Source organism: Rhizobium deserti (assembly GCF_004358025.1).
GTDB classification, from domain to species: Bacteria; Pseudomonadota; Alphaproteobacteria; order Rhizobiales; family Rhizobiaceae; genus Neorhizobium; species Neorhizobium deserti.
The window spans coordinates 125,878-148,110 of record NZ_SMTL01000001.1 but is presented as its reverse complement, the minus strand read 5'-3'; the positions used below and the strand labels follow the sequence as shown (position 1 = coordinate 148,110).

Below are 22,233 nucleotides of genomic sequence, written 5' to 3'. Positions count from 1 at the left end.
TCCGATGCCGATCAACATCACCATGCCTGCCCTGTCTCCGACCATGGAAGAGGGCAACCTCGCGAAATGGCTGGTCAAGGAAGGCGACACGGTCAAGTCCGGCGATGTGATCGCCGAGATCGAAACGGACAAGGCGACCATGGAAGTGGAAGCCGTCGATGAGGGCGTTGTTGCCAAGCTCGTTGTTCCCGCCGGCACCGAGGCCGTCAAGGTCAATGCCTTGATCGCCATCCTGGCTGCCGAGGGCGAGGACGTTACGGCTGCGGCTTCGTCGGGCGGAAGCGCTGCTTCTGCCCCCAAGGCAGAGGCAGCTCCGGCTCCTCAGGCAGAGACAAAGGCGGAAGCGGCTCCGGCTGGAACGGCCTCCGATCCGGTTCAGGCTGCGGCGCCCGTCACCGACAAGGCGCCTGCGCCCTCGACGCCGGCGCCGGCTGCCGATGGGAAGCGTGTCTTCTCGTCGCCGCTTGCCCGTCGCTTGGCCAAGGAAGCCGGCCTTGATTTGTCTGCCGTCACCGGCTCCGGCCCGCACGGCCGCGTCGTTAAGGCGGATGTCGAGAAAGCCGCCGCATCGGGTGGAGCCAAATCGCAAGCCGATGCGGCTCCGGCCACCGGCGCAGCCGCTCCGTCTCCGGCCCTCGCCAAGGGTCCGTCGGACGACAGCGTGCTGAAGCTGTTTGCAGAAGGCTCTTACGAGCTGCTGCCGCATGACGGCATGCGCAGGACGATCGCCTCGCGCCTGACAGAATCGACGCAGACCGTGCCGTCTTATACCGTGTCCATGGACTGCGAACTGGATGCCATGCTGAAGCTGCGCGCCGAAATCAATGCCTCGGCTCCAGTAAAGAAAACGGAAAAGGGCGAAGTCCCAACCTTCAAGCTGTCGGTCAACGATTTCATCATCAAGGCGATGGCACTGGCGCTACGCGACGTTCCGATGGCAAACGCCTCCTGGACCTCGACGGCTCGTGTTCTGCACAAGCATGCGGATGTCGGCGTCGCCGTCTCCATCCCGGACGGGCTGATCACGCCGATCGTCCGCAAGGCCGAAACCAAGACGCTATCTGCCATCTCCAACGAGGTGAAGGATCTGGCCAAGCGCGCCCGGGACAAGAAGCTGAAGCCGGAAGAATACCAGGGCGGGACGACCTCCGTGTCGAACCTCGGCATGTTCGGCGTCTCATCGTTCACCTCGATCGTCAACCTGCCGCAGGCATCGATCGTGTCGATCGGCGCCGGCGTCGAGAAGCCGGTTGTTCGCGGTGGCAAGATCGAAGTCGGCACGGTGATGACGGCGACCTTCGCCTTCGACCATCGCGTCATCGACGGTGCACTCGGTGCCGAGCTTGCTTCAGCGTTCAAGCGCTACATCGAAAACCCGATGGCGATGCTGGTCTAGTCAGGCTGCGGCCGTGGCGAAGGCCACGGCCGCTCCCACTTCTGGCTGCGTCCGATCCTGACTTTTGCTGCCGGCTCTCCATATAATGTGGAACGGAAAAAGGGTCTCGAAGGAGAGTATCTCGTGGCGAATGAACCAGAAGATATGATCATGCCGATGCTGCGCGAAATGCGCGGTGAGATGCGTGAGATGCGCAGCGAAATGCACGAGATGAAGCAGCAGTTGGACAAGCTGGAAAGCGGGCAGAAGACGATCCGGCAGGCGCTGACCGCGGATACGATGATGTCGAAATTCGTCACTGGCGATTTCGAAGAACGGATTTTCGAGTTGGAGCGCAAAGTGGAAGCGCTGAGCAAGGGCAATTAGCGGGATCTGAGATGATTGAGCCACGTACGGGCAGGGAATGATCAGCTTATGGGCCAGACGAAAACTGTTCTCTGCTTCGGCGATTCGCTCACCTGGGGCTATGACCCTGAAGGTCCTGGCCGGCTTGCGTTCGAAGACCGCTGGTCGAGCGTCCTGGGCGCTTCCCTTGGTCCGGACATAACTGTCATCACTGAAGGCCTGAACGGCCGCACCACTGGCTACGACGATCATCTCGCCGATTGCGACCGGAATGGCGTTAGAAACCTGCCGACAGTGCTGCATACCCATATGCCCCTCGATCTTGTCATCATCATGCTCGGCACTAATGACATGAAGCCGATGATCGCGGGAACGGCACATGCGGCACGAGCCGGCATTCAACGGCTGGTCGGCCTCGTGCGGCATCACGAATACGCCTTCGACTATGATGCGCCGGATATCCTGATCGTCTCGCCGCCGCCGCTCTGCGAAACAGCGAACCCGGTCACCGGCGCGCTGTTCCAAGGCGGTGTGGAGCAGTCTGCAATGCTCGCCTCGCTGTACCGCGATCTAGCCGATGAGCTTGGCTGCGGTTTCTTCGATGCGGGATCAGTGGCAAGAACGACCCCGATCGATGGCGTGCACCTGACAGCGGAAAATACCCGGGCGATTGGACGCGGCCTTGAGCCGATCGTCCGGATGATGCTCGGGTCGTAAATGGACAGTCCTTGAGGGCAGGCCGCGATCTGCTGGCGGCCCCTCAAGGAATTGAAAAGGAAAAGGCAGGAAGAACAATGGCCAATGCTTACGACCTCATCGTCATCGGCGCCGGACCGGGCGGTTATATCGCTGCCATCCGCGCTGCCCAGCTCGGCATGAAAGTCGCCGTCGTCGAGCGCGAGCACCTGGCCGGCATCTGCTCCAACTGGGGCTGTATCCCGACCAAGGCGCTGCTGCGTACCGCCGACGTCATGCACACCGCGCAGCACGCCAAGGATTACGGCCTGACGCTAGAAGGCACGATCAAGCCGGACGTCAAGGCCATTGTCGCCCGTTCCCGTGGGATCGCCGCACGCATGAACAATGGCGTCGGCTTCCTATTCAAGAAGAACAAGGTCGACATCATCTGGGGCGAAGCAAAGATCACCAAGCCCGGTGAAGTCGTGGTCGGCAAGATCACCAAAGAGATCGTTCAGCCGCAGGGGCCCGTTCCGAAAAACACGCTGGGCGAGGGCACCTATAACGCCAAGCATATCATTGTCGCCACCGGCGCCCGCCCGCGTGCGCTGCCGGGCATCGAGCCGGACGGCAAGCTGATCTGGACCTATTTCGAGGCCATGAAGCCGGAGGAACTGCCGAAATCGCTGCTCGTCATGGGCTCGGGCGCCATCGGCATCGAATTCGCTTCCTTCTACCGCACCATGGGCGTCGATGTCACCGTCGTCGAGATCATGAGCCAGGTCATGCCGGTCGAGGATGCAGAAATCTCCGCTTTCGCCAAGAAGCAGTTCGACCGCCAAGGCATCAAGATCCATCTGGAAACGAAGATCACCAGGGTCGAGAAGGGTGCAAATTCCGTCACCGCGACAATCGAGAAGAAGGACGGAACGACGGAGAGGATCACTGCTGATCGGATGATCTCGGCTGTCGGCGTACAGGCCAATATCGAGGGCATCGGTCTCGAAGAGATCGGGGTCAAGACCGATCGCGGCTTCATCGTCATCGACGGTTACGGCAAAAGCAGCGTGCCGGGCATCTACGCGATCGGCGATGTCGCCGGTCCGCCGCTTCTCGCCCACAAGGCAGAGCATGAGGCCGTCATCTGCGTGGAAAAAATCTCCGGCCTGCCGAACGTTCACCCGATGGACAAGCTGAAGATCCCGGGCTGCACCTATTGCAACCCGCAGGTCGCCTCCGTCGGTCTGACGGAAGCCAGGGCGAAAGAGCAGGGCCGCGACATCCGCGTCGGCCGCTTCTCCTTTGCCGCCAACGGCAAGGCGGTGGCGCTCGGCGAGGACCAGGGCATGGTGAAGACGATCTTCGACAAGAAGACGGGCGAACTTATCGGCGCGCACATGGTCGGCGCCGAAGTTACCGAACTCATCCAGGGCTTCGTGGTCGCGATGAACCTCGAGACGACCGAGGAAGACCTGATGCACACCATCTTCCCGCATCCGACCATTTCGGAAACGATGAAGGAAAGCGTGCTGGACGCCTATGGAAGGGTGCTCAACGCCTGATCATCGAGGCGCTCCGGCGGGATTGTGCCAAGGCGGAGCGCTTACCACATATGAGTTTTGGCGAAGGAATCTGGCATGGGCGTGGGTTGGTTAGCGGCGATCATCATCGGCGGACTGGCAGGCTGGCTGGCTGGCAAGCTGATGGATGTGCGCTTCGGCATTTTCATGAATATCGTCATTGGAATTGTTGGGGCAGTTCTCGCCAATGCGATCCTTTCGCGCGCAGGCATCTATGTCGCCAGCGGATGGCTAGGTTACCTGGTGACGGGTTTCATCGGCTCGTGCATTTTGTTATTTGTTGCCAAGCTCGTCAGGCGTTGACGGTTGCCGCCCAAGGCGGTTGAAAGCAGGTTTTTCATGGTCACCATCCTCGACCGGACGGCTCTTGTTGATGAGAAGCGCGTTCGCCATCCTGAAAAGGCGCATCGGCCCGATACGGAAGTGATGCGCAAGCCCGAATGGATACGCGTGCGCGCGCCCGTTTCCAGAGGCTATCAGGAGACTCGCTCAATCGTGAAGGAGCACAAGCTCGTGACGGTCTGTGAGGAAGCAGGCTGCCCGAATATCGGCGAGTGCTGGGACAAGAAGCACGCCACCTTCATGATCATGGGCGAGATCTGCACCCGTGCTTGCGCCTTCTGCAATGTTGCCACCGGCAAGCCGAATGCGCTTGATCCTTTCGAGCCGGAAAATGTCGCCAAGGCCGTCAAGCAGATGGGCTTGGAACATGTGGTCATCACCTCGGTCGACCGCGACGACCTGGAAGACGGCGGGGCCGAGCATTTCGAAAAGGTCATCTGGGCGATCCGCGACGCCTCGCCAAACACGACGATCGAGATCCTGACCCCGGATTTCCTCAAGAAGCCGGGCGCCCTCGAACGTGTCGTCGCCGCTAAGCCAGATGTCTTCAACCACAATATGGAAACGGTCCCCGGGAATTACCTGACCGTCCGCCCCGGCGCCCGCTACTTCCACTCGGTTCGGCTGCTGCAGCGGGTAAAGGAACTCGATCCGACCATGTTCACCAAGTCCGGCATCATGGTCGGCCTTGGTGAGGAGCGCAACGAAGTGCTGCAACTGATGGACGACCTGCGCACCGCCGATGTCGATTTCCTGACGATCGGCCAGTATCTGCAGCCGACCCGCAAACACCATGCCGTGATGAGCTTCGTGACCCCGGAGGAATTCAAGTCCTATGAGACCGTGGCTTACACGAAAGGGTTCCTGATGGTATCATCAAGCCCATTGACGCGTTCGTCGCATCATGCCGGCGATGACTTTGCTCGCCTTAAAGCCAACCGCGAAAAGAAGCTGCTGATCGCGGCCGAGTAATCCCGATCTTGTGCGGCGGCTATTCGGCCGCCTGCACCTTTTCATTCTTGTCCTGCCCTCGGCGTCTTTCACGTAGCGTAAAGCGGTGTCCGCGCGTTTCGGCCTTGGCCATTTCCACCAGGTAGGCAAGCATGGGAAGCTGGTTCATGTCGGCAAGCTGGCGCGCGGATTCGAGCAGCTTGATCATCTGAGTGAAATCATCCATCGGTATACGTCCAGCATGTCTGCAGAAATATTGCGGTGCACCATCATAGGCGCGATTGCTGTGTCGCGCTATTACAACTGTTTGGGCAAAGATTAAATCTTGTTAATCCGAAGAATTGCTTTCCGTCAAAGTATGGCGTCAAACGCTTGGCTCGGGCTTCCTGCTGTTGAAATTGGCAGCCTAAGCCAGTCCGATCCTTGATCTTATCGCAACGCACTATTAACTCCGTCGCATGCCGAAGTTTGAAAACCACCGTCCCGTCAGACACAGCGCTGAAGATATGTATGCGCTGGTCGCCGACGTCGAGAAATACCCGCAATTCCTGCCACTTTGCGAAGGCTTGGCGATCCGTTCCCGCAAGGAACGGGACGGCAAGGAGCTTCTGGTGGCGGATATGACCGTCGGTTACAAGGCGATCCGGGAGACATTTACCACCCAGGTTTTGCTGAACCCGGCGGAGCGGGTCATCGATGTCAAATACATCGAGGGACCCTTTAAATATCTCGATAACCGCTGGCGTTTCGAGCCGACTGGTACCGGGTGTACCGTGCACTTCTTTATCGATTACGAGTTCAAGAGCATGATTCTCGGGGCCTTGATGGGCTCTATGTTTGACCGCGCTTTCCGCATGTTTGCCGAAGCCTTCGAGGCAAGAGCGGACAAGATTTACGCCTGAGCAGCGATTTCGATCAGCATTTCCAGGGCGGTCTTCAGGGTCGCGAGTCGAATCTCGCTGCGGCCGAGGTCGCCGTATCGCATTTCCCGATGCAGGATAAGGCCAACCCGACCCTGCGCTGCGAGGTGAACGAGCCCCACCGGTTTTTCTACGGACCCACCATCCGGGCCGGCTATTCCCGTCACGGCAACGGCAACCGTGGCGCTGGAGCGGAAAAGCCCACCTTGGGCCATCTGGAGGGCGGTTTCCTTTGAAACCGCACCGTACTTGGCCAGAGTGGCAGGGGAGACGCCGAGCATGTCCATCTTGGCTTGGTTGGTATAGGTCACGAAGCCGCGGTCTACGACAGCCGAAGAGCCGGCAACCTCTGTCAGCGCGCCCGCGATCAGCCCGCCCGTGCAGGATTCGGCAGTGGATATTATCCAGCTGCGCGCCTTGAAGTCGGTGTAGACCTGCCTTGCAAGGTCCTCGATCTCTGCTGGGAAAACGCTCACGCTGCGGTCCCGCTAAAGACGACGGTCGCGGTTGCAATGGCCGCAATGCCTTCGCGGCGCCCGATGAAGCCGATCGTCTCGTTGGTGGTTGCTTTTACCGAGCAACGATCGAGCGATATTCCGAGAATCGCGGCGAGGTTTTCCCGCATCGTTTGACGATGCGGTGAAATCTTCGGTGCTTCTGCTATCAGGGAGATATCTGCATTCATGACCGTGCCGCCCCGTTCCCGCACGATCTTGACCGCATGGTCGAGAAAAATCTTGGATGGCGCTCCACGCCATTGCATGTCGGATGGCGGAAAGTGGTCACCAATATCGCCAGCGCCGCAGGTGGCAAGCAAAGCGTCGGTGAGGGCATGGAGCGCAACATCCGCATCCGAATGCCCGCTGAGCTTCTGGTCGTGCGGAATGAACACGCCGCACAGGGTGACGCCATCGCCTGTTACCAGCTGATGCACGTCGTAGCCGTTGCCGGTGCGCACATCCGGCAGGTTTGTTGCGGCTTCCGTCTGCGAAAGCTTGGCGTCGGCCATGGCAATGTCCCTGCTCACGGTAAGTTTGATGTTGTCAGCAGATCCCTCGATCACATGAACGGGAAGTCCCGCCCATTCTGCAATAGAGGCGTCGTCGGTGAAGTCGTCCCGGCGCAGTGCTGCAGCCTTTTCATGAGCAGTGCGGATAGCTGTAAGCAGAAAACTCTGAGGCGTTTGAGCGGCGTAAAGGCTAGCGCGAGGAACTGTTTCATGCGCCAGGCCATCCGCCCCGGCACGTTTCAGGGTATCTGTCACGGGCAGGGCGGGCAGCAATCCCTCATGCCCTTGCGCAAAACCCTGGGCAATCCGCTCAAGCAGGTCATGATCGAGGAATGGGCGAGCCGCGTCGTGGATCATCACATGCGTGGCTTCGGTCGGAACCAGCATTTTCAAGCCCTCCAGGACCGACTTCTGGCGGGTTTTGCCGCCAAAAGTGGTCATAACCTGTACCCCCGCGTGCAAGTCTTGGCTGGCCGCGGCAAAACGCATTTCGTCTTCCGGATGAATGACCACAACTACAGGCCCGCATTTCGGCCAGGTTAGAAAAGTTTCCAGCGTGCGGGTGATGACCGGGCGCCCGCCGATGAGCCGATATTGTTTAGGTCCTTCCGTAGATGCGCCCGCCCGCTCTCCACGGCCGGCGGCCACGATCACAACTCCAATTGTCATGGATTTGTCGTTCAAGCGCCTTACCCGTTCCGCTGCCCCAAGGATTGACAGGCGCAGAACTATAGACTCAAAAGCCGCATTTCCAGCAGGCCGCTCAAAAATAACGCAAACAGGAATTGCTCTTGGCAAACGCCTGCGACCTGAATAAAAATAGTGCAAAAAGCCCACCTGCCCGAAAGATCATCATTTGCATCTTCAAGATCTTGCTAAGCCTTTCCAGATCGGGCCAGTCATGGTTCGTAACCGCGTGGTCCTTGCGCCCATGTCGGGGGTCACCGATCTGCCGTTCCGAACTATTGCCTGGCGGTATGGCGCCGGGCTGGTGGTCACCGAAATGGTTGCCAGTCGCGAACTCGTCATGAACCGCGGTGAATCTTGGGCCCGATTGAAGGGCACGGGTATTTCACCGCACATGGTTCAGCTGGCCGGACGGGAAGCGCAATGGATGGCGGAGGCTGCCAGAATCGCTGCGGATAACGGTGCCGACATTATCGACATCAACATGGGGTGTCCCGCCAAGAAGGTGATCGGCGGCTATTCCGGCTCGGCGCTGATGCGTGATCCGGATCACGCCCTGTCGCTGATCGAAGCCACCGTCAATTCGGTGAAGGTGCCGGTGACACTCAAGATGCGGCTCGGATGGGACGAGAATTCCATCAATGCGCCACAGATTGCGCGGCGTGCTCAGGATGCCGGTGTCCAGTTGGTGACGATCCATGGTCGTACGCGAATGCAATTCTACGAGGGAAGAGCGGACTGGAATGCGATCCGTTCCGTGCGCGATGCGATCTCCATTCCACTGATTGCCAACGGAGACGTTAACACGCCGCAGGACGCAGCCGACATCCTCGACCGCTCCGGTGCCGATGCTGTCATGCTGGGGCGGGGGGCGCAGGGGCGGCCTTGGCATGTCGGCCATCTTGCCGGCCATGCGGCCCCTCGGCCCGCCGAGATCGCCGGCATCGTCACCGGACACTACGAGGCCATGCTGGAGCTTTACGGGCTGGAACCAGGTGTGAGGCACGCTCGCAAGCATCTGTGCTGGTATCTCGACCGCTTTGCCGCCCATCTGCCAAGCGAAGATAGAGCGGCCATTATGGTTTCTAAGGATCCAGCCGAGGTCTTGCGCCGCATGAGCTGCGCTCTTGCTGCAGATGCGGTGCAGGACGCCCCCAAGGAGGCTGCATGACGAAGTCGCCCGTTCAAGATACCCCGCAGGGTCAGGCCCTGGCCATGGCCGTGCTGAATTCGGTTCAGAATCCGGTGATTCTTGTGGATGCGGCCGGCAAAGTCGCTTTTGCCAACTGGGAAGCGGAAGCCTTCTTCGGGTCGAGCGCGTCGCATCTTGCCAAGAACAAGATTTCGACTTTCATTCCGTTCGGCAGTCCGCTTCTGGCGCTGATCGATCAGGTGCGCGAACGCAAAGCGCCCGTCAATGAGTACCGGGTGGACCTTTCCTCGCCGCGCCTTGGCCAGGAAAAGCTGGTGGACCTCTACGTAGCGCCCGTGGTCAGCGAACCAGGGTCCGTCGTAGTGGTCTTCCAGGAGCGATCCATGGCCGACAAAATCGACCGGCAGCTCACCCATCGTGCCGCCGCCCGTTCAGTGACGGGTCTCGCCTCGATGCTGGCCCATGAGATCAAGAACCCGCTATCCGGCATCCGTGGTGCGGCCCAGCTTCTGGAGACCTCCGTTCCCGACGAAGACCGTGCGCTGACGCGGCTGATCTGCGACGAGACAGACCGGATCGTCTCGCTTGTCGATCGCATGGAAGTCTTTTCGGACGAGCGCCCGGTGGACCGGGCGCCGCTCAATATTCACTCGGTGCTCGACCACGTGAAGGCGATCGCCCGGGCGGGCTTTGCGCGCAACATCAAGCTTGCCGAAATGTACGATCCGTCGCTGCCGCCGGTCTATGCCAACCGCGACCAGCTCGTGCAGGTGTTCCTGAACCTCATCAAGAATGCCGCAGAAGCGGTCGGCGACCAGCCTGACGGCGAGATCATGCTGACGACCGCCTACAGGCCGGGCATTAAGCTTTCGGTCGCCGGTACACGCGACAAAATCTCGCTGCCTCTGGAATTCTGTGTGATCGACAACGGTCCAGGGGTCCCGACCGATCTCCTGCCGCATCTCTTTGACCCTTTCATCACCACCAAGACCAACGGCTCCGGGCTAGGACTGGCGCTGGTGGCGAAGATCATCGGCGGACACGGCGGCATCGTCGAATGTGACAGCCAGACGCGCCGCACGACATTCCGGGTTCTCATGCCCATGCACAAGGAAGAGGCCGGCGATGGCCGTTTCTAAAAGCCTCCATAACTCCACAGGAAGCGTTCAATGACTGCCACGATCCTAGTCGCCGACGACGACGCGGCCATCCGCACCGTGCTCAACCAAGCCCTGACCAGGGCCGGCTACGAGGTGCGCATAACCTCCAATGCGGCCACGCTTTGGCGCTGGATTTCGGCCGGTGAAGGCGATCTGGTGGTGACCGATGTGGTCATGCCCGATGAGAACGCCTTTGATCTCCTGCCACGCATCAAGAAGGCAAGACCCGATCTCCCGGTGTTAGTCATGAGTGCCCAGAACACCTTCATGACCGCTATCAAGGCATCCGAAAAAGGTGCCTATGACTACCTGCCCAAGCCTTTCGACCTAACCGAGCTGATCGCCATTATCGGTCGCGCCCTGTCGGAGCCGAAGCGCAAGCCGGCTAAGCTTGACGATGACATGCAGGACGGCATGCCGCTGGTCGGCCGATCTGCCGCAATGCAGGAAATCTACCGCGTTCTGGCGCGTCTGATGCAGACCGACCTGACGCTGATGATTACCGGCGAATCGGGTACGGGCAAGGAACTCGTGGCCCGGGCGCTGCATGACTACGGCAAGCGCCGCAATGGTCCCTTTGTGGCGATCAACATGGCAGCCATCCCTCGCGACCTGATCGAGTCGGAACTGTTCGGCCATGAGAAGGGTGCCTTCACCGGCGCTCAAAGTCGGTCCACGGGCCGGTTCGAACAGGCGGAAGGCGGGACGCTCTTCCTCGATGAGATTGGCGACATGCCGATGGATGCGCAAACGCGTCTGCTGCGCGTGCTGCAGCAGGGCGAGTACACGACGGTTGGCGGCCGCACACCGATCCGCACCGATGTGCGGATCGTCGCTGCCACCAACAAGGACCTCAAGCATCTGATCAATCAGGGCCTGTTCCGGGAAGACCTTTATTACCGGCTGAACGTTGTGCCTCTGCGTCTGCCGCCGCTACGGGACCGTGCCGAGGATATCCCCGATCTGGTGCGGCATTTCATGCAGATGGCCGAGAAGGAAGGGCTTGATGCCAAGCGCTTCGACAGCGAAGCGCTCGACGCCATGAAATCCTATGCCTGGCCCGGGAATGTGCGCGAGCTGGAAAACCTCGTGCGGCGCCTGATGGCGCTTTATCCACAGGAAGTCATAGCTCGCGAAACCATCGAATCAGAACTGCGCTCGGACGTACCCGACAGCCCGATCGACAAGATGGGCGCGCGAAGCGGCTCGCTGACCATTTCCCAGGCGGTCGAAGAAAACATGCGCAGCTACTTCGCGAGCTTCGGCGACAATCTTCCTCCGCCCGGACTCTACGACCGCGTCCTGACCGAAATGGAATATCCGTTGATTCTTGCGGCTTTGACGGCAACGCGCGGCAACCAGATCAAGGCGGCAGATCTTTTAGGGTTGAACCGGAACACCCTGCGCAAGAAGATCCGGGAGCTTGGCGTTTCGGTATATCGGAGTTCCCGCGGCGCCTAAGCCATCGCGCATCCGCTTGACACACTTTGACGGTCGTTGCATTTTCGCCACAATGCGTCGCTTAAACAACACGCAGATTCCGGAACCTGAGGCAGTCGGGCGGCTTTCTTAGTGCAGCTGGAAACTCTTTGCAAAAGACCGACTGTTTGAGCCAGGCGCCTCGCCTTGCTGAAGGCCGTCGCACAAGTTCGGCCGGAGTGGATCCATGAGTGAGGGCGTAGCAACGCCGATGGCGGAGACTGATCCGGTTGTTCCGGTTCAGGATCGGCGCGTGTCCTTCGCCCTGCCGGGCCTGCTTCTGGCGGGCGGTGCACTGGTCTGCGCCACCCTTACGCTCTTTGTCCTGCTTGGCCTGACACCGATCGCACCCACGACCAATGTGGTCATTGCTTCCGCGGCTCTTAACTCGCTTTTCATCCTCGGGTTGATGTACCTGATCGGCCGCGAGGTCCTGCGGCTGGTCAAGGCGCGAAACCGCGGACGTGCAGCGGCGCGCCTGCATGTTCGCATCGTCGTCCTCTTTTCGATCGTGGCGATCACACCGGCCGTGCTGGTGGCGATCTTCGCCAGCTTGACGCTGAATGTCGGCCTCGATCGCTGGTTCTCCCTGCGTACCCAATCCATCGTGCAGTCGTCCCAGGATGTCGCTCGCGCCTATATGCTTGAAAATGCCAGCTATCTGCAGGGGCAGACCGTATCCATGTCGAACGACCTGGAACGTAACCGGGCCATGTTCTACCTCGACCGTGCGGGCTTTGTGGATCTGCTGACCCGCCAGGCGCGCGGTCGCGGGATGCTTGGCGCCTTCCTGGTTCAAGAGAATGGCCAGGCGATTGCCCAGGCCGATATCAAGACGGAAAAGCCGCTGCCGGCTATTCCTCAGGATGCGCTGAAGACGGCGGCAGCCGGCCAGCCGACCCTGATTCCGCCGGGCGTCACCAATCTCGTCGGCGCGGTGATCAAGATTGACACTATATCCGGCACCTTCCTGTACACGATCCGCGCAGTCGACCCGAAGGTCATGAACGCCATGCGGCTCATGGAGGAGAACACGGCCGAATACAAAGACATGGAAGCCGGCCGCATGTCGCTGCAGGTGGCGTTCGCTGTTCTTTATCTCGGCTTCGCCTTGATCGTGCTTTTGGCAGCCATCTGGGCAGCGATCGCGGTGGCTGACCGGATCGTCCGGCCGATCCGCTTGCTGATCAGTGCTGCTGACAGTGTGGCGACGGGCGATCTCAACGTGGTTGTTCCGGTGCGCGCCGCCGATGGCGATATGGGCAGCCTGTCGCGCACTTTCAACAAGATGATTTCTGAGATCCGAAGCCAGCGCGATGAGATTCTGGAGGCGAAGGACGAGGTCGATGACCGCCGGCGGTTCATTGAGGCTGTCTTGTCGGGCGTGACGGCTGCCGTGATCGGCGTCGAGGAAGATCGCCGCGTCACCATCGTCAATCCGAGTGCCGAAGACTTCCTCGGTGTTCCGGCGGATGCCCTTGTCGGGAAGACGCTGCAGGACGTGGCGCCGGAAATCGATCATGTGCTGACCGAAGCGACGGCACGCTCACGCGGCGACTTCCGCAAGCAGGTCAACCTGATGCGCGGCGGCAAGGAGCGGACACTGTCTGTTCAGGTGACGCGCGAGGAGCAACGTTCTTCGCAGGATTCTTACGTGATTACGCTCGATGACATCACCGATCTGGTGATCGCACAGCGCTCCACCGCATGGGCCGATGTAGCCCGGCGCATCGCTCACGAGATCAAGAACCCGCTCACCCCGATCCAACTCTCGGCCGAGCGTCTCAAGCGCCGCTACGGCAAGCAGATCGATGAAAGCGATCGCGCCGTTTTTGATCAGTGCACGGATACGATTGTACGCCAGGTGGGCGATATCGGCCGGATGGTCGATGAATTTTCATCATTTGCCAGGATGCCGAAACCTTCCAAGGAGGCGACGGATCTGCGCAGCATTCTGCGGGACGCCATCTTCCTTCGGGAAATGGGAGAAGCGCATGTGGATTTTGTGCGTGAGCTCGGCGACGTGCCGCTGGTCGGCTCCTTCGATGCACGCATGCTCGGCCAGGCCTTCGGCAACCTGATCAAGAACGCGGTCGAGGCGATCGAATCGGTGCCAAGCGATCAGGAGCGGGACGGTCGCAAGGTCATGGTGCGCTCCTCCTTCGATGGTGCACGCGACCTCTTTGTCGTCGACGTGATCGACAATGGCAGTGGGCTTCCCACGGAGAACCGCCACCGCATCCTCGAGCCTTACATGACCATGCGGGACAAGGGCACCGGATTGGGACTCGCAATCGTCAAGAAGATTATCGAAGAACACGGCGGGCAGCTCGAATTGCACGATGCGCCCATCGATTTCGATCATGGCAAGGGTGCCATGATCAGGGTGCTGCTACCGCATGTCCAGCGGATAACCTTGCCCGAAACAGGCAGTGACAAGGAATTGGCTTATGGCGTCTGATATTTTGGTTGTGGATGACGAGGCGGATATTCGCGATATCGTGTCCGGCATCCTTTCGGATGAAGGGCACGAGACGCGCACGGCGCATGACAGCGACAGTGCTCTTGCGGCCATTTCTGATCGTGTGCCGCGCCTGGTGTTTTTGGATATCTGGATGCAAGGGTCGAAGCTGGACGGGCTGGCACTGCTCGATGAGGTCAAGAGCCGTCATCCGGATCTTCCGGTCGTGATGATTTCGGGCCACGGCAATGTGGAAACGGCAGTCTCTGCAATTAAGCGTGGCGCCTTCGACTTCATTGAAAAGCCCTTCAAGGCTGACCGGCTGATCCTGATCGCTGAGCGCGCGCTGGAGAATTCTAAGCTGAAGCGCGAGGTCAGTGATCTTAAGCGTCGCACCGGCGACGCCGCGGAACTGATCGGCACGTCGGTTGCGGTCTCGCAACTGCGCCAGACGATCGAAAAGGTTTCTCCGACCAATAGCCGCATCATGATCCTCGGGCCCTCGGGCTCCGGCAAGGAGCTGGTCGCGCGGATGATCCACAAGAAGTCTTCGCGCGCGAATGGTCCTTTTGTGGCACTCAACGCTGCGACGATCACGCCTGACCGAATGGAGATCGCGCTGTTCGGCACCGAGGGTTCACCGGGGCAGGCGCGCAAGATCGGTGCTTTGGAAGAAGCACATCGCGGCATCCTTTATCTTGACGAGATCGGTGAGATGCCGCGTGAAACCCAGAACAAGATCCTGCGCGTCCTGGTCGACCAGCAGTTTGAACGTGTCGGCGGTTCCAAGCGCGTCAAGGTTGATGTGCGCATCATCTCGTCCACGGCCTACAACCTCGAAAGCCTGATTTCGGAAGGTGCATTTCGCGAGGATCTCTATCACCGCTTAGCCGTGGTTCCGGTTAAGGTGCCGGCGCTCGCCGAGCGTCGAGAGGATGTGCCATTTCTCGTCGACATGTTCATGCGGCAGGTTTCCGAGCAGGCCGGCATCCGCCCCCGCAAGATCGGTGACGACGCCATGGCGGTTCTCCAGGCGCATGATTGGCCGGGCAACATTCGCCAGCTGCGCAATAATATCGAGCGGCTGATGATCCTGGCACGCACCGACGGGCCGGATACGGCCATTTCTGCCGACATGCTGCCGACCGATCTTGGCGACATGCTGCCGAAAGTCTCTGCCAAAGGCGATTACCACATCATGACGCTGCCGCTGCGCGAAGCTCGGGAAATGTTCGAGCGCGATTATCTTGTTGCGCAGATCAATCGCTTCGGCGGCAATATTTCCCGCACCGCCGAATTCGTCGGCATGGAGCGCTCGGCACTCCACCGCAAGCTTAAGTCGCTGGGGGTTTGACGGGCGGACGGATTATTTGAAATCCGCTGTCGTCGCCCGCGCCACCTTTCCATACCTTTCGCCATCAACAACTGACAGCCGAAGGAACCCTGCATGTCGAGAATTGCCTATGTGAACGGCCAATATGTGGCCCATTCCGAAGCGGCCGTGCACGTGGAGGATCGGGGCTTCCAGTTCGCCGACGGTGTCTATGAAGTCTGCGAAGTGCGACAAGGCCAGATCATCGACCTCACCAGGCACCTGACGCGCCTGGACCGTTCGTTGAGCGAGCTGAAAATCGCATCCTCGATGAGCCGGACCGCCCTGACTTTGGTTGTTCGTGAAGTGCTTCGCCGCAACCGGGTCAAGAACGGCATCTTCTATATGCAGGTGACGCGCGGCGCGGCCCGCCGGGATCATTTCTTCCCCGCAGCCGATACGCCGCCGACGCTGGTCATCACCGCAAAGAGCACGGACCCATCTCTGATGGCGAAGAAATATGCCAGCGGCATCAGCGTCATCACAGTGCCGGAGAACCGCTGGGACCGCGTCGACATCAAGACGGTGGGACTGCTGCCGAACGTGCTGGCGAAACAGCAGGCGCGCGATGCGGGCGCCCAGGATGCGATCTTCGTTGACCGCAATGGCATCGTCATGGAAGGCGCATCGTCGAATGTCTGGATCGTCGCTGCTGACGGAACACTGGTCACCAGGCCCGCCGAACACGGCATCCTGAGGGGCGTGACCCGCACCACGCTTCTGGATGTGACGGAGATCCTCAACTTCAAGGTTGAGGAGCGCGAGTTCCAGATGGATGAGCTTCTGGCGGCCCGCGAAGTGTTCTTCACATCAGCGACAGGTAGCTGCGTTCCGATCGTTGCCGTGGATGGGAAACCTATCGCCAACGGTCATCCGGGCACCGTTTCCTCCAGCATCCGGAACGCTTTTTTCGACGTTGCGGAAAAGACGCCGATTTGATAACCAGACAAACGGAGGAAGGGAAACACGAGGGGGTTTCCACTCGTCTTTTTAATTATATTGATCATGATCCCGGTTTAAGCCGGCAAAAGAAAGAAGCGGCGCTATGGCGGAACGTTCTCAGAACCTTCAGGATTTATTTCTCAACACGGTTCGTAAGCAAAAGATTTCTCTCACTATCTTCCTGATCAACGGTGTCAAGCTGACGGGCGTGGTTACGTCCTTTGATAACTTCTGCGTGCTGCTGCGCCGTGACGGACACTCTCAACTCGTGTATAAGCACGCGATCTCCACCATCATGCCGGGTCAGCCTTTGCAGATGTTCGAGACGGAAGAACACGCGGCTTAACAGGACAGAAAAAATTTCCAATCGCGATACCTCGAATGAATCATTGGTTCCGGAGGCTGAAAAGCACCGGGACGACATGCGCGCCATCGTCATCGTGCCGGTTCTCAAGCAGACCAGGCCGCAGGCGGGGCAGGGTGACCCAAGCGTTTCCACGTCTCCGCGGCGCTCCAACGAAGCCCGACTCGAGGAGGCGATGGGGCTTGCCAGGGCCATCGACCTCACCGTCGTCCAAGGCCTGATCGTGCCGATCAGCCAGCCTAAACCCGGCACGCTGATGGGCAGCGGCAAGATCGAAGAGATCAAGGCACTGCTCGACGAGCATGATGCGGGTCTCGTCATCGTTGATCATCCGCTGACACCGGTGCAGCAGCGCAATCTCGAAAAGGACTGGAACGCCAAGGTCATCGACCGCACGGGCCTGATCCTTGAAATCTTCGGCCGCCGCGCGTCCACAAAAGAAGGAACGCTGCAGGTCGATCTTGCCCATCTGAACTACCAGAAGGGCCGTCTCGTGCGCAGCTGGACCCACCTTGAACGGCAGCGCGGTGGTGCGGGCTTCATGGGTGGACCGGGCGAAACACAAATCGAGGCCGACCGGCGATTGCTGCAGGATCGTATCGTCAAGCTGGAGCGCGAGCTGGAACAGGTGGTACGCACCCGCCAGCTTCACCGGGCCAAGCGCCGCAAGGTGCCGCATCCGATCGTTGCCCTGGTCGGCTATACCAATGCCGGCAAGTCGACGCTGTTTAATCGGATTACCGGCGCCGGCGTATTGGCCGAAAACATGCTGTTTGCGACGCTTGATCCGACGCTGCGCCGTATGAAGCTGCCGCATGGGCGCACGGTGATCATGTCCGACACCGTCGGCTTCATCTCCGACCTGCCGACGCATCTGGTTGCTGCCTTTCGCGCCACGCTGGAAGAGGTTCTGGAAGCGGACCTCATCCTGCATGTGCGCGATATGGCCGATCCTGACCATGCCGCCCAGGCGGGCGATGTTCTGCGCATCCTCGGCGATCTCGGCATTGACGAGAAAGAGCGGAGCAAGCGCCTCATCGAGATCTGGAACAAGGTCGACCTACTAGATCCGGAAGCGCATCAGTCCATCGCCGAAAGAGCCGCCGGACGAGACGATGTGATGGCAGTCTCCGCCGTGACAGGCGAGGGCCTCGACGCGCTGCTGGACGAGATTGCCAAGCGGCTCTCCGGGGTCATGACGGAAGCCTCCATCACCATTCCGCCTGAAAAGCTGGCCGTGGTGTCCTGGGTCTATAGCAACGCGGTCGTTGATCATCGCCAGGACAATGAAGACGGATCGGTGACGCTTGACGTCCGTATGTCGGAAGCCGAAGAAGCGGAGTTCGAGCGCCGGATCGGCAATGCAGCCAAGCCTGCCAAGGAAGACTGGGAGCGCTAGGCGCATCTTGCCGATTGCGTGCGACCGCTGTCTCAGCAGTCGTTCCTCTGCCTTGCCCCAAACACCGAAAGATCCGACATGCACGATTTCAAGATACGCGCAGGCGGGCTGCTGCTCATGGTCCTCGGGGCAATCGCGGCGTGGTTCTTTCTGCTAGGACCGTTGCGAGAAGCGCATGCTGGTGTTCCCGAAGTACGCTACCAGCTCAAGGCGTTTCTCCTCGTGCCTCTCTGCGTCGTGTTCGGCATTGCCTTCCTGCTTCGCGGCTCCGGCCTGAACTACCGCGACGTAGAACGCCGGCAACTCACCCTCACGGGATGGCTGCTCTTTGCTGTCATCGCTGTCTTGACAGCAGTCGGTTATTGGTGGCTGCAGCAGGAGTTTGCGGAGCTCGGGTACCGGTAGGCGCAGCAGACGGTCAGCGCCGAGTCGAAGCTTTGGGCGTGACGATGGGTTACCAACATCATTTACTTACGTGCGAGGCCCACAAAGCTTCTGTAGAGCACTGCCGCGGGCCAAGGCCGTCCGCATTTACCCCACGAAGGCGCGTTCGATGACGAATTCGCTGGGCTTGTTGTTGGCGCCTTCGGTCAAGCCTGCCTTTTCCAACAGTTCCTTGGTGTCCTTGATCATCGCGGTTGAGCCGCAGATCATGGCGCGATCGACCGTCGCGTCGAGCGGCGGCACGCCAAGATCGGTGAACAGCTTGCCGTTTTCAATGAGGTCAGTGATACGCCCACGGTAAGCGAAGTCTTCGCGGGTAACGGTCGGGTAATGCTTCAGCTTGTTTCCGACGACTTCGTGCAGAAATTCATGGTTGTTGATCTCATGCACTAGGTCCAGGCCATATTTCAGCTCAGCTAGGTCGCGGCAGGTATGGGTGAGAATGACCTCGTCGAATTTCTCATAGGTCTCGGGATCGCGGATCAGGCTTGCAAAGGGCGCAATTCCGGTGCCGGTCGAAAACATGTAAAGGCGCTTGCCCGGCGTCAGGGCATCAAGCACCAGCGTGCCGGTTGGCTTTTTGCGCATCAGCACCGTGTCACCCGGTTTGATGGCCTGAAGATGCGAGGTCAGCGGACCATCCGGCACCTTGATCGAGAAGAATTCGAGTTCCTCGTCCCAGGAGGGGCTGGCGATGGAATAAGCGCGGTATATCGGCTTTTCTCCGACCATCAGGCCGATCATGGCAAATTCGCCGGAGCGGAACCTGTATCCGGCCGGCCGGGTCATGCGGAAGCGGAACAGGCGATCCGTATAATGCTCCACGCTCAGAACCGTTTCGGCATAAACGCCGTCCGGTATCTTGGCAGCCACGAAATCTTCGGTCTTTGCTGGAGCGTTCATCTTGCTATCCGTCTTTTATCATCGTCTCGCCGAAGCGAAATATACCATCCGCGCCGCCATTTGAAGGCAGCCGATGTCTTTGTCGCCGTGCTTCAAGAAAATATGTGCGATAACTCTTCTTATCGTTTAAGCGGTCACCGTCCGCCGCCGCCAGCTGTAGCCGGGCCCTTGTTCCGCAGCCCGAGCCGTCGGCTGATAGTGCACTGCAATGCCCGGTAGACGGCCCTCTTCGAGGCGCTTGAGAGCGGTCGGGTTCTTTACTGCAAAGCTGTCTATGCCACAGCGCAGCATCAAGGGAATCTGGTCGATCAGCACGTCGCCGACCGCACGCAACTCATTCTTGTACGCCAATCGCTCGCGCAGCAGGGACGCGTGGCTGAAGGCACGACCATCGCTGAAAGCCGGGAAATCCACCGCGACAATCTCGATGCGATAAAGATAAGGCTCGAGCTTGCGGACGTCGTCAGCCGGCTTGATCAGGACGCCGAGGCCGACATCGTTGCTTTCCTCGGCCCTTGCGATCATCTCGTCGAGCGGTAGCAGGACCTTCAGTTCTTCTCCAGCTTTCACCTCATCCGTCTCGACGATCCAGGGATCGTTGTCGACGAAGCCGGTTTCCCGCCAGACTTTGCTCATATCGGTCATCTCTCTTACGCTGCCTCCGCCTTGGCATCGCCATAGAGTGCATCCTTGAAAGGCTGCGGCCCGACGCGGCGATAGGCGGCCAGGAAAGTTTCCTCCTTACCTTGGCGAAGTCCGAGATATGTGTTCACAATCGTCTCGATCGCATCCGTCACCTTGTTTGGTTCGAAGCCGCGACCGATGATTTCGCCGATCGAGGTGTGCTCGTCGCCTGAACCGCCCAGCGTGATCTGGTAGAGTTCGGCGCCCTTTTTCTCGACGCCCAGCAGGCCGATATGGCCGACATGATGGTGGCCGCAGGCATTGATGCAGCCGGAAATCTTGATCTTCAGCTCGCCGATCTCCGCTTGCCGCTCCGCCGCGCCAAATCGGGTGGAGATTTCCTGTGCAACCGGAATAGCTCGTGCATTGGCGAGCGCGCAGTAGTCCAAGCCGGGACAGGCGATGATGTCGGTGATCAAACCGGCATTGGCTGTTTCCAGCCCGTGTGCCGTCAGCGCACGGTAAAGCGGCTCCAGGTCGGCCAGTGCCACATGCGGCAAGATGACGTTCTGCTCATGGCTGATGCGGATCTCGTCGAAGGCAAATTCTTCTGCAAGGTCGGCAATAGCGTCCATCTGCACATCCGAGGCGTCACCGGGAATGCCGCCGATCGGTTTGAGCGAAATCGTTACCATTCCATAATCGGGATGCTTGTGCGGCTGGACGTTCTGGTCGACCCAACGGGCAAAGCCCTCATCGGACTTCTTCCAGCCAGCCAGCTGCGCCCAGCCTTCGGCGCGGTCGGGCAGGGCGGGGGGTGTGAAATAGGCGGCGATCGCCTGGATGTCTGCATCGGGCAGCTTGAGCTCCGTACCTTGCAGATGCGAAAACTCTTCCTCAACCTGACGAGCCAGTTCCTCTGCTCCGGTCTCGTGCACAAGGATCTTGATGCGCGCCTTGTACTTGTTGTCCCGGCGGCCGTGCAGGTTATACACGCGCATGATCGCCGTCGTGTAGGACAAGAGATCCTCCTCAGGCAGGAAGTCGCGGATCTTCTTGGCGATCATCGGGGTGCGGCCCTGGCCACCGCCGACATAGACCGCAAAGCCGATTGCGCCCTCGTCGTTCTTCTTGAGGTGCAGGCCGATGTCATGCACTTGGATCGCGGCGCGGTCGCGCTCGGCGCCGGTTACTGCGATCTTGAACTTGCGTGGCAGGAACGAGAATTCGGGATGAACCGAAGACCACTGGCGCAGGATTTCTGCGTAAGGACGAGGATCGGCGACCTCGTCGGCGGCGGCACCGGCAAAATGATCGGCCGTAACATTACGAATGCAGTTCCCCGACGTCTGCAGCGCATGCATTTCGACAGTCGCGAGCTCGGCCAGAATGTCCGGCGTATCCGACAGCTTCGGCCAGTTATACTGAATGTTCTGGCGGGTTGTGAAATGGCCATAGCCGCGGTCGTACTTGCGAGCAATATGCGCCAGCATCCGCATCTGCTTGCCATTCAATGTCCCATAGGGAATGGCAACGCGCAGCATATATGCATGCAGCTGCAGATAGACACCGTTCATCAGCCGCAACGGCTTGAAGGCATTCTCTTCCAGTTCGCCCGACAGACGTCGCTCGACCTGATCGCGGAACTGCTCCACGCGGGACGATACGAAGGCGTGGTCGAATTCATCGTAACGGTACATGACTTCCTCAGACTGCGATAAAGGCCGGGTCGGCGGGATGGTAGCCGGCAGCATATTCCATTGTCGGACCCTGGGCGCGAATGCGCTCGCGCAAACGCAGCGGCCAGAGCTTTCCGTCCACTTCCTGCACGTCGACGACGGCGACGTCAACGACGAGGTTGGCAGCAAAATCCCGTTTGCCGATCGCTTCCAGCGCATCGACCGCCTCCGCATGGCGCGCCACCAATGAAGCCTGAAGGTTTTCGACCCACTGGCCATTGGCGTCGAGCCAAACGGCGATTCCGTCCGAAAGTCGGTTAGCAGTCAGAACCTTGTCTGTCATCG

23 protein-coding genes are annotated in these 22,233 nt (G+C 59.7%); 16 read left to right on the top strand and 7 right to left on the bottom strand.

The window, feature by feature from the left end; translation table 11 throughout:
- Positions 1–4: 4 nt before the first annotated feature.
- From E2F50_RS00790 to lipA, 6 genes are all read left to right on the top strand, one after another.
- A complete protein-coding gene (locus tag E2F50_RS00790; protein ID WP_133314173.1) occupies positions 5–1,396 on the top strand; it encodes a pyruvate dehydrogenase complex dihydrolipoamide acetyltransferase in 1,392 nt (463 codons plus the stop codon).
- A 123-nt stretch (positions 1,397–1,519) separates the two neighbouring features.
- Positions 1,520–1,762 (top strand): hypothetical protein, encoded by a 243-nt coding sequence (locus E2F50_RS00785; RefSeq protein WP_245515244.1) that lies wholly within the window; start codon positions 1,520–1,522, stop codon positions 1,760–1,762.
- A 48-nt stretch (positions 1,763–1,810) separates the two neighbouring features.
- Entirely contained in the window at positions 1,811–2,458 is a 648-nt protein-coding gene (locus tag E2F50_RS00780) for an SGNH/GDSL hydrolase family protein (RefSeq protein WP_133314172.1), read from the top strand.
- Between the two features lie 77 nt (positions 2,459–2,535).
- Positions 2,536–3,981 (top strand): dihydrolipoyl dehydrogenase, encoded by a 1,446-nt coding sequence (lpdA, locus tag E2F50_RS00775; protein ID WP_133314171.1) that lies wholly within the window; start codon positions 2,536–2,538, stop codon positions 3,979–3,981.
- A 75-nt stretch (positions 3,982–4,056) separates the two neighbouring features.
- The gene (locus E2F50_RS00770) at positions 4,057–4,302 is read left to right on the top strand and encodes a GlsB/YeaQ/YmgE family stress response membrane protein (protein ID WP_133314170.1); all 246 of its coding nucleotides are present in this window, start codon (positions 4,057–4,059) and stop codon (positions 4,300–4,302) included.
- A 36-nt stretch (positions 4,303–4,338) separates the two neighbouring features.
- The gene (gene lipA / locus E2F50_RS00765) at positions 4,339–5,313 is read left to right on the top strand and encodes a lipoyl synthase (protein WP_133314169.1); all 975 of its coding nucleotides are present in this window, start codon (positions 4,339–4,341) and stop codon (positions 5,311–5,313) included.
- A 19-nt stretch (positions 5,314–5,332) separates the two neighbouring features.
- On the opposite strand, the gene E2F50_RS00760 is transcribed toward lipA, so the two are convergent.
- Positions 5,333–5,518, bottom strand: coding sequence for a hypothetical protein (locus E2F50_RS00760; RefSeq protein WP_133314168.1), 186 nt, complete (start codon positions 5,516–5,518; stop codon positions 5,333–5,335).
- 232 nt (positions 5,519–5,750) lie between these two features.
- Between E2F50_RS00760 and E2F50_RS00755 the strand changes: the two genes are divergently transcribed.
- Positions 5,751–6,194, top strand: coding sequence for a type II toxin-antitoxin system RatA family toxin (locus E2F50_RS00755; protein WP_133314167.1), 444 nt, complete (start codon positions 5,751–5,753; stop codon positions 6,192–6,194).
- Here the strand turns inward: E2F50_RS00755 and E2F50_RS00750 are convergent.
- Entirely contained in the window at positions 6,185–6,688 is a 504-nt protein-coding gene (locus E2F50_RS00750; protein WP_133314166.1) for a CinA family protein, read from the bottom strand. The genes E2F50_RS00755 and E2F50_RS00750 overlap by 10 nt on opposite strands.
- Positions 6,685–7,890, bottom strand: coding sequence for a bifunctional 2-C-methyl-D-erythritol 4-phosphate cytidylyltransferase/2-C-methyl-D-erythritol 2,4-cyclodiphosphate synthase (locus tag E2F50_RS00745; protein WP_133314165.1), 1,206 nt, complete (start codon positions 7,888–7,890; stop codon positions 6,685–6,687). Before E2F50_RS00745 ends, E2F50_RS00750 begins: the two co-directional genes overlap by 4 nt.
- 232 nt (positions 7,891–8,122) lie before the next feature.
- On the opposite strand from E2F50_RS00745, the gene dusB reads away from it, so the two are divergent.
- From dusB to E2F50_RS23115, 9 genes are all read left to right on the top strand, one after another.
- Positions 8,123–9,079, top strand: a complete 957-nt coding sequence (gene dusB, locus E2F50_RS00740) for a tRNA dihydrouridine synthase DusB (RefSeq protein WP_133314164.1) — start codon at positions 8,123–8,125, stop codon at positions 9,077–9,079.
- Entirely contained in the window at positions 9,076–10,200 is a 1,125-nt protein-coding gene (locus tag E2F50_RS00735) for a two-component system sensor histidine kinase NtrB (RefSeq protein ID WP_133314163.1), read from the top strand. The genes dusB and E2F50_RS00735 overlap by 4 nt, the downstream gene beginning before the upstream one ends.
- A 30-nt stretch (positions 10,201–10,230) precedes the next feature.
- Positions 10,231–11,682, top strand: coding sequence for a nitrogen regulation protein NR(I) (ntrC, locus tag E2F50_RS00730; protein ID WP_133314162.1), 1,452 nt, complete (start codon positions 10,231–10,233; stop codon positions 11,680–11,682).
- A gap of 205 nt (positions 11,683–11,887) precedes the next feature.
- Positions 11,888–14,161: a sensor histidine kinase NtrY-like gene (locus E2F50_RS00725; protein WP_133314161.1), complete on the top strand. Its 2,274-nt coding sequence runs from the start codon at positions 11,888–11,890 to the stop codon at positions 14,159–14,161.
- On the top strand, positions 14,151–15,515 hold the full coding sequence (gene ntrX / locus E2F50_RS00720) for a nitrogen assimilation response regulator NtrX (protein ID WP_133314160.1): 1,365 nt from the start codon (positions 14,151–14,153) through the stop codon (positions 15,513–15,515). Before E2F50_RS00725 ends, ntrX begins: the two co-directional genes overlap by 11 nt.
- A gap of 93 nt (positions 15,516–15,608) precedes the next feature.
- Positions 15,609–16,472: a D-amino-acid transaminase gene (locus tag E2F50_RS00715; protein ID WP_133314159.1), complete on the top strand. Its 864-nt coding sequence runs from the start codon at positions 15,609–15,611 to the stop codon at positions 16,470–16,472.
- A gap of 106 nt (positions 16,473–16,578) precedes the next feature.
- Positions 16,579–16,821: an RNA chaperone Hfq gene (gene hfq / locus E2F50_RS00710; RefSeq protein WP_133314158.1), complete on the top strand. Its 243-nt coding sequence runs from the start codon at positions 16,579–16,581 to the stop codon at positions 16,819–16,821.
- Between the two features lie 76 nt (positions 16,822–16,897).
- Complete coding sequence (gene hflX / locus E2F50_RS00705; protein ID WP_133315177.1) at positions 16,898–18,238, top strand: GTPase HflX; 1,341 nt, start codon at positions 16,898–16,900, stop codon at positions 18,236–18,238.
- A 78-nt stretch (positions 18,239–18,316) separates the two neighbouring features.
- Positions 18,317–18,643, top strand: a complete 327-nt coding sequence (locus E2F50_RS23115; protein ID WP_202615391.1) for a hypothetical protein — start codon at positions 18,317–18,319, stop codon at positions 18,641–18,643.
- Between the two features lie 126 nt (positions 18,644–18,769).
- Here E2F50_RS23115 and E2F50_RS00695 read toward each other — a convergent pair whose 3' ends face one another.
- The 4 genes from E2F50_RS00695 to E2F50_RS00680 form a co-directional block, all read right to left on the bottom strand.
- Positions 18,770–19,585: a ferredoxin--NADP reductase gene (locus E2F50_RS00695; protein ID WP_133314157.1), complete on the bottom strand. Its 816-nt coding sequence runs from the start codon at positions 19,583–19,585 to the stop codon at positions 18,770–18,772.
- 126 nt (positions 19,586–19,711) lie between these two features.
- Entirely contained in the window at positions 19,712–20,221 is a 510-nt protein-coding gene (locus E2F50_RS00690) for a DUF934 domain-containing protein (RefSeq protein ID WP_133314156.1), read from the bottom strand.
- A gap of 14 nt (positions 20,222–20,235) precedes the next feature.
- A complete protein-coding gene (locus E2F50_RS00685) occupies positions 20,236–21,909 on the bottom strand; it encodes a nitrite/sulfite reductase (protein ID WP_133314155.1) in 1,674 nt (557 codons plus the stop codon).
- A gap of 7 nt (positions 21,910–21,916) precedes the next feature.
- Positions 21,917–22,231, bottom strand: coding sequence for a DUF2849 domain-containing protein (locus tag E2F50_RS00680; RefSeq protein WP_133314154.1), 315 nt, complete (start codon positions 22,229–22,231; stop codon positions 21,917–21,919).
- Between the last annotated feature and the right edge of the window lie 2 nt (positions 22,232–22,233).

What these genes read in the sequence shown, in the direction of transcription:
- E2F50_RS23115 (WP_202615391.1), top strand. Translation starts at nt 18,317, where the DNA reads ATGCACGATTTCAAGATACGCGCAGGCGGGCTGCTGCTCATGGTCCTC.
- hflX (WP_133315177.1), top strand. Translation starts at nt 16,898, where the DNA reads ATGCGCGCCATCGTCATCGTGCCGGTTCTCAAGCAGACCAGGCCGCAG.
- E2F50_RS00755 (WP_133314167.1), top strand. Translation starts at nt 5,751, where the DNA reads ATGCCGAAGTTTGAAAACCACCGTCCCGTCAGACACAGCGCTGAAGAT.
- E2F50_RS00780 (WP_133314172.1), top strand. Translation starts at nt 1,811, where the DNA reads ATGGGCCAGACGAAAACTGTTCTCTGCTTCGGCGATTCGCTCACCTGG.
- E2F50_RS00725 (WP_133314161.1), top strand. Translation starts at nt 11,888, where the DNA reads ATGAGTGAGGGCGTAGCAACGCCGATGGCGGAGACTGATCCGGTTGTT.
- E2F50_RS00680 (WP_133314154.1), bottom strand. Translation starts at nt 22,231, where the DNA reads ATGACAGACAAGGTTCTGACTGCTAACCGACTTTCGGACGGAATCGCC.
- ntrC (WP_133314162.1), top strand. Translation starts at nt 10,231, where the DNA reads ATGACTGCCACGATCCTAGTCGCCGACGACGACGCGGCCATCCGCACC.
- E2F50_RS00690 (WP_133314156.1), bottom strand. Translation starts at nt 20,221, where the DNA reads ATGAGCAAAGTCTGGCGGGAAACCGGCTTCGTCGACAACGATCCCTGG.
- E2F50_RS00745 (WP_133314165.1), bottom strand. Translation starts at nt 7,890, where the DNA reads ATGACAATTGGAGTTGTGATCGTGGCCGCCGGCCGTGGAGAGCGGGCG.
- E2F50_RS00760 (WP_133314168.1), bottom strand. Translation starts at nt 5,518, where the DNA reads ATGGATGATTTCACTCAGATGATCAAGCTGCTCGAATCCGCGCGCCAG.
- lipA (WP_133314169.1), top strand. Translation starts at nt 4,339, where the DNA reads ATGGTCACCATCCTCGACCGGACGGCTCTTGTTGATGAGAAGCGCGTT.
- E2F50_RS00770 (WP_133314170.1), top strand. Translation starts at nt 4,057, where the DNA reads ATGGGCGTGGGTTGGTTAGCGGCGATCATCATCGGCGGACTGGCAGGC.
- E2F50_RS00685 (WP_133314155.1), bottom strand. Translation starts at nt 21,909, where the DNA reads ATGTACCGTTACGATGAATTCGACCACGCCTTCGTATCGTCCCGCGTG.
- E2F50_RS00735 (WP_133314163.1), top strand. Translation starts at nt 9,076, where the DNA reads ATGACGAAGTCGCCCGTTCAAGATACCCCGCAGGGTCAGGCCCTGGCC.
- E2F50_RS00715 (WP_133314159.1), top strand. Translation starts at nt 15,609, where the DNA reads ATGTCGAGAATTGCCTATGTGAACGGCCAATATGTGGCCCATTCCGAA.
- E2F50_RS00695 (WP_133314157.1), bottom strand. Translation starts at nt 19,585, where the DNA reads ATGAACGCTCCAGCAAAGACCGAAGATTTCGTGGCTGCCAAGATACCG.
- ntrX (WP_133314160.1), top strand. Translation starts at nt 14,151, where the DNA reads ATGGCGTCTGATATTTTGGTTGTGGATGACGAGGCGGATATTCGCGAT.
- lpdA (WP_133314171.1), top strand. Translation starts at nt 2,536, where the DNA reads ATGGCCAATGCTTACGACCTCATCGTCATCGGCGCCGGACCGGGCGGT.
- dusB (WP_133314164.1), top strand. Translation starts at nt 8,123, where the DNA reads ATGGTTCGTAACCGCGTGGTCCTTGCGCCCATGTCGGGGGTCACCGAT.
- hfq (WP_133314158.1), top strand. Translation starts at nt 16,579, where the DNA reads ATGGCGGAACGTTCTCAGAACCTTCAGGATTTATTTCTCAACACGGTT.
- E2F50_RS00790 (WP_133314173.1), top strand. Translation starts at nt 5, where the DNA reads ATGCCGATCAACATCACCATGCCTGCCCTGTCTCCGACCATGGAAGAG.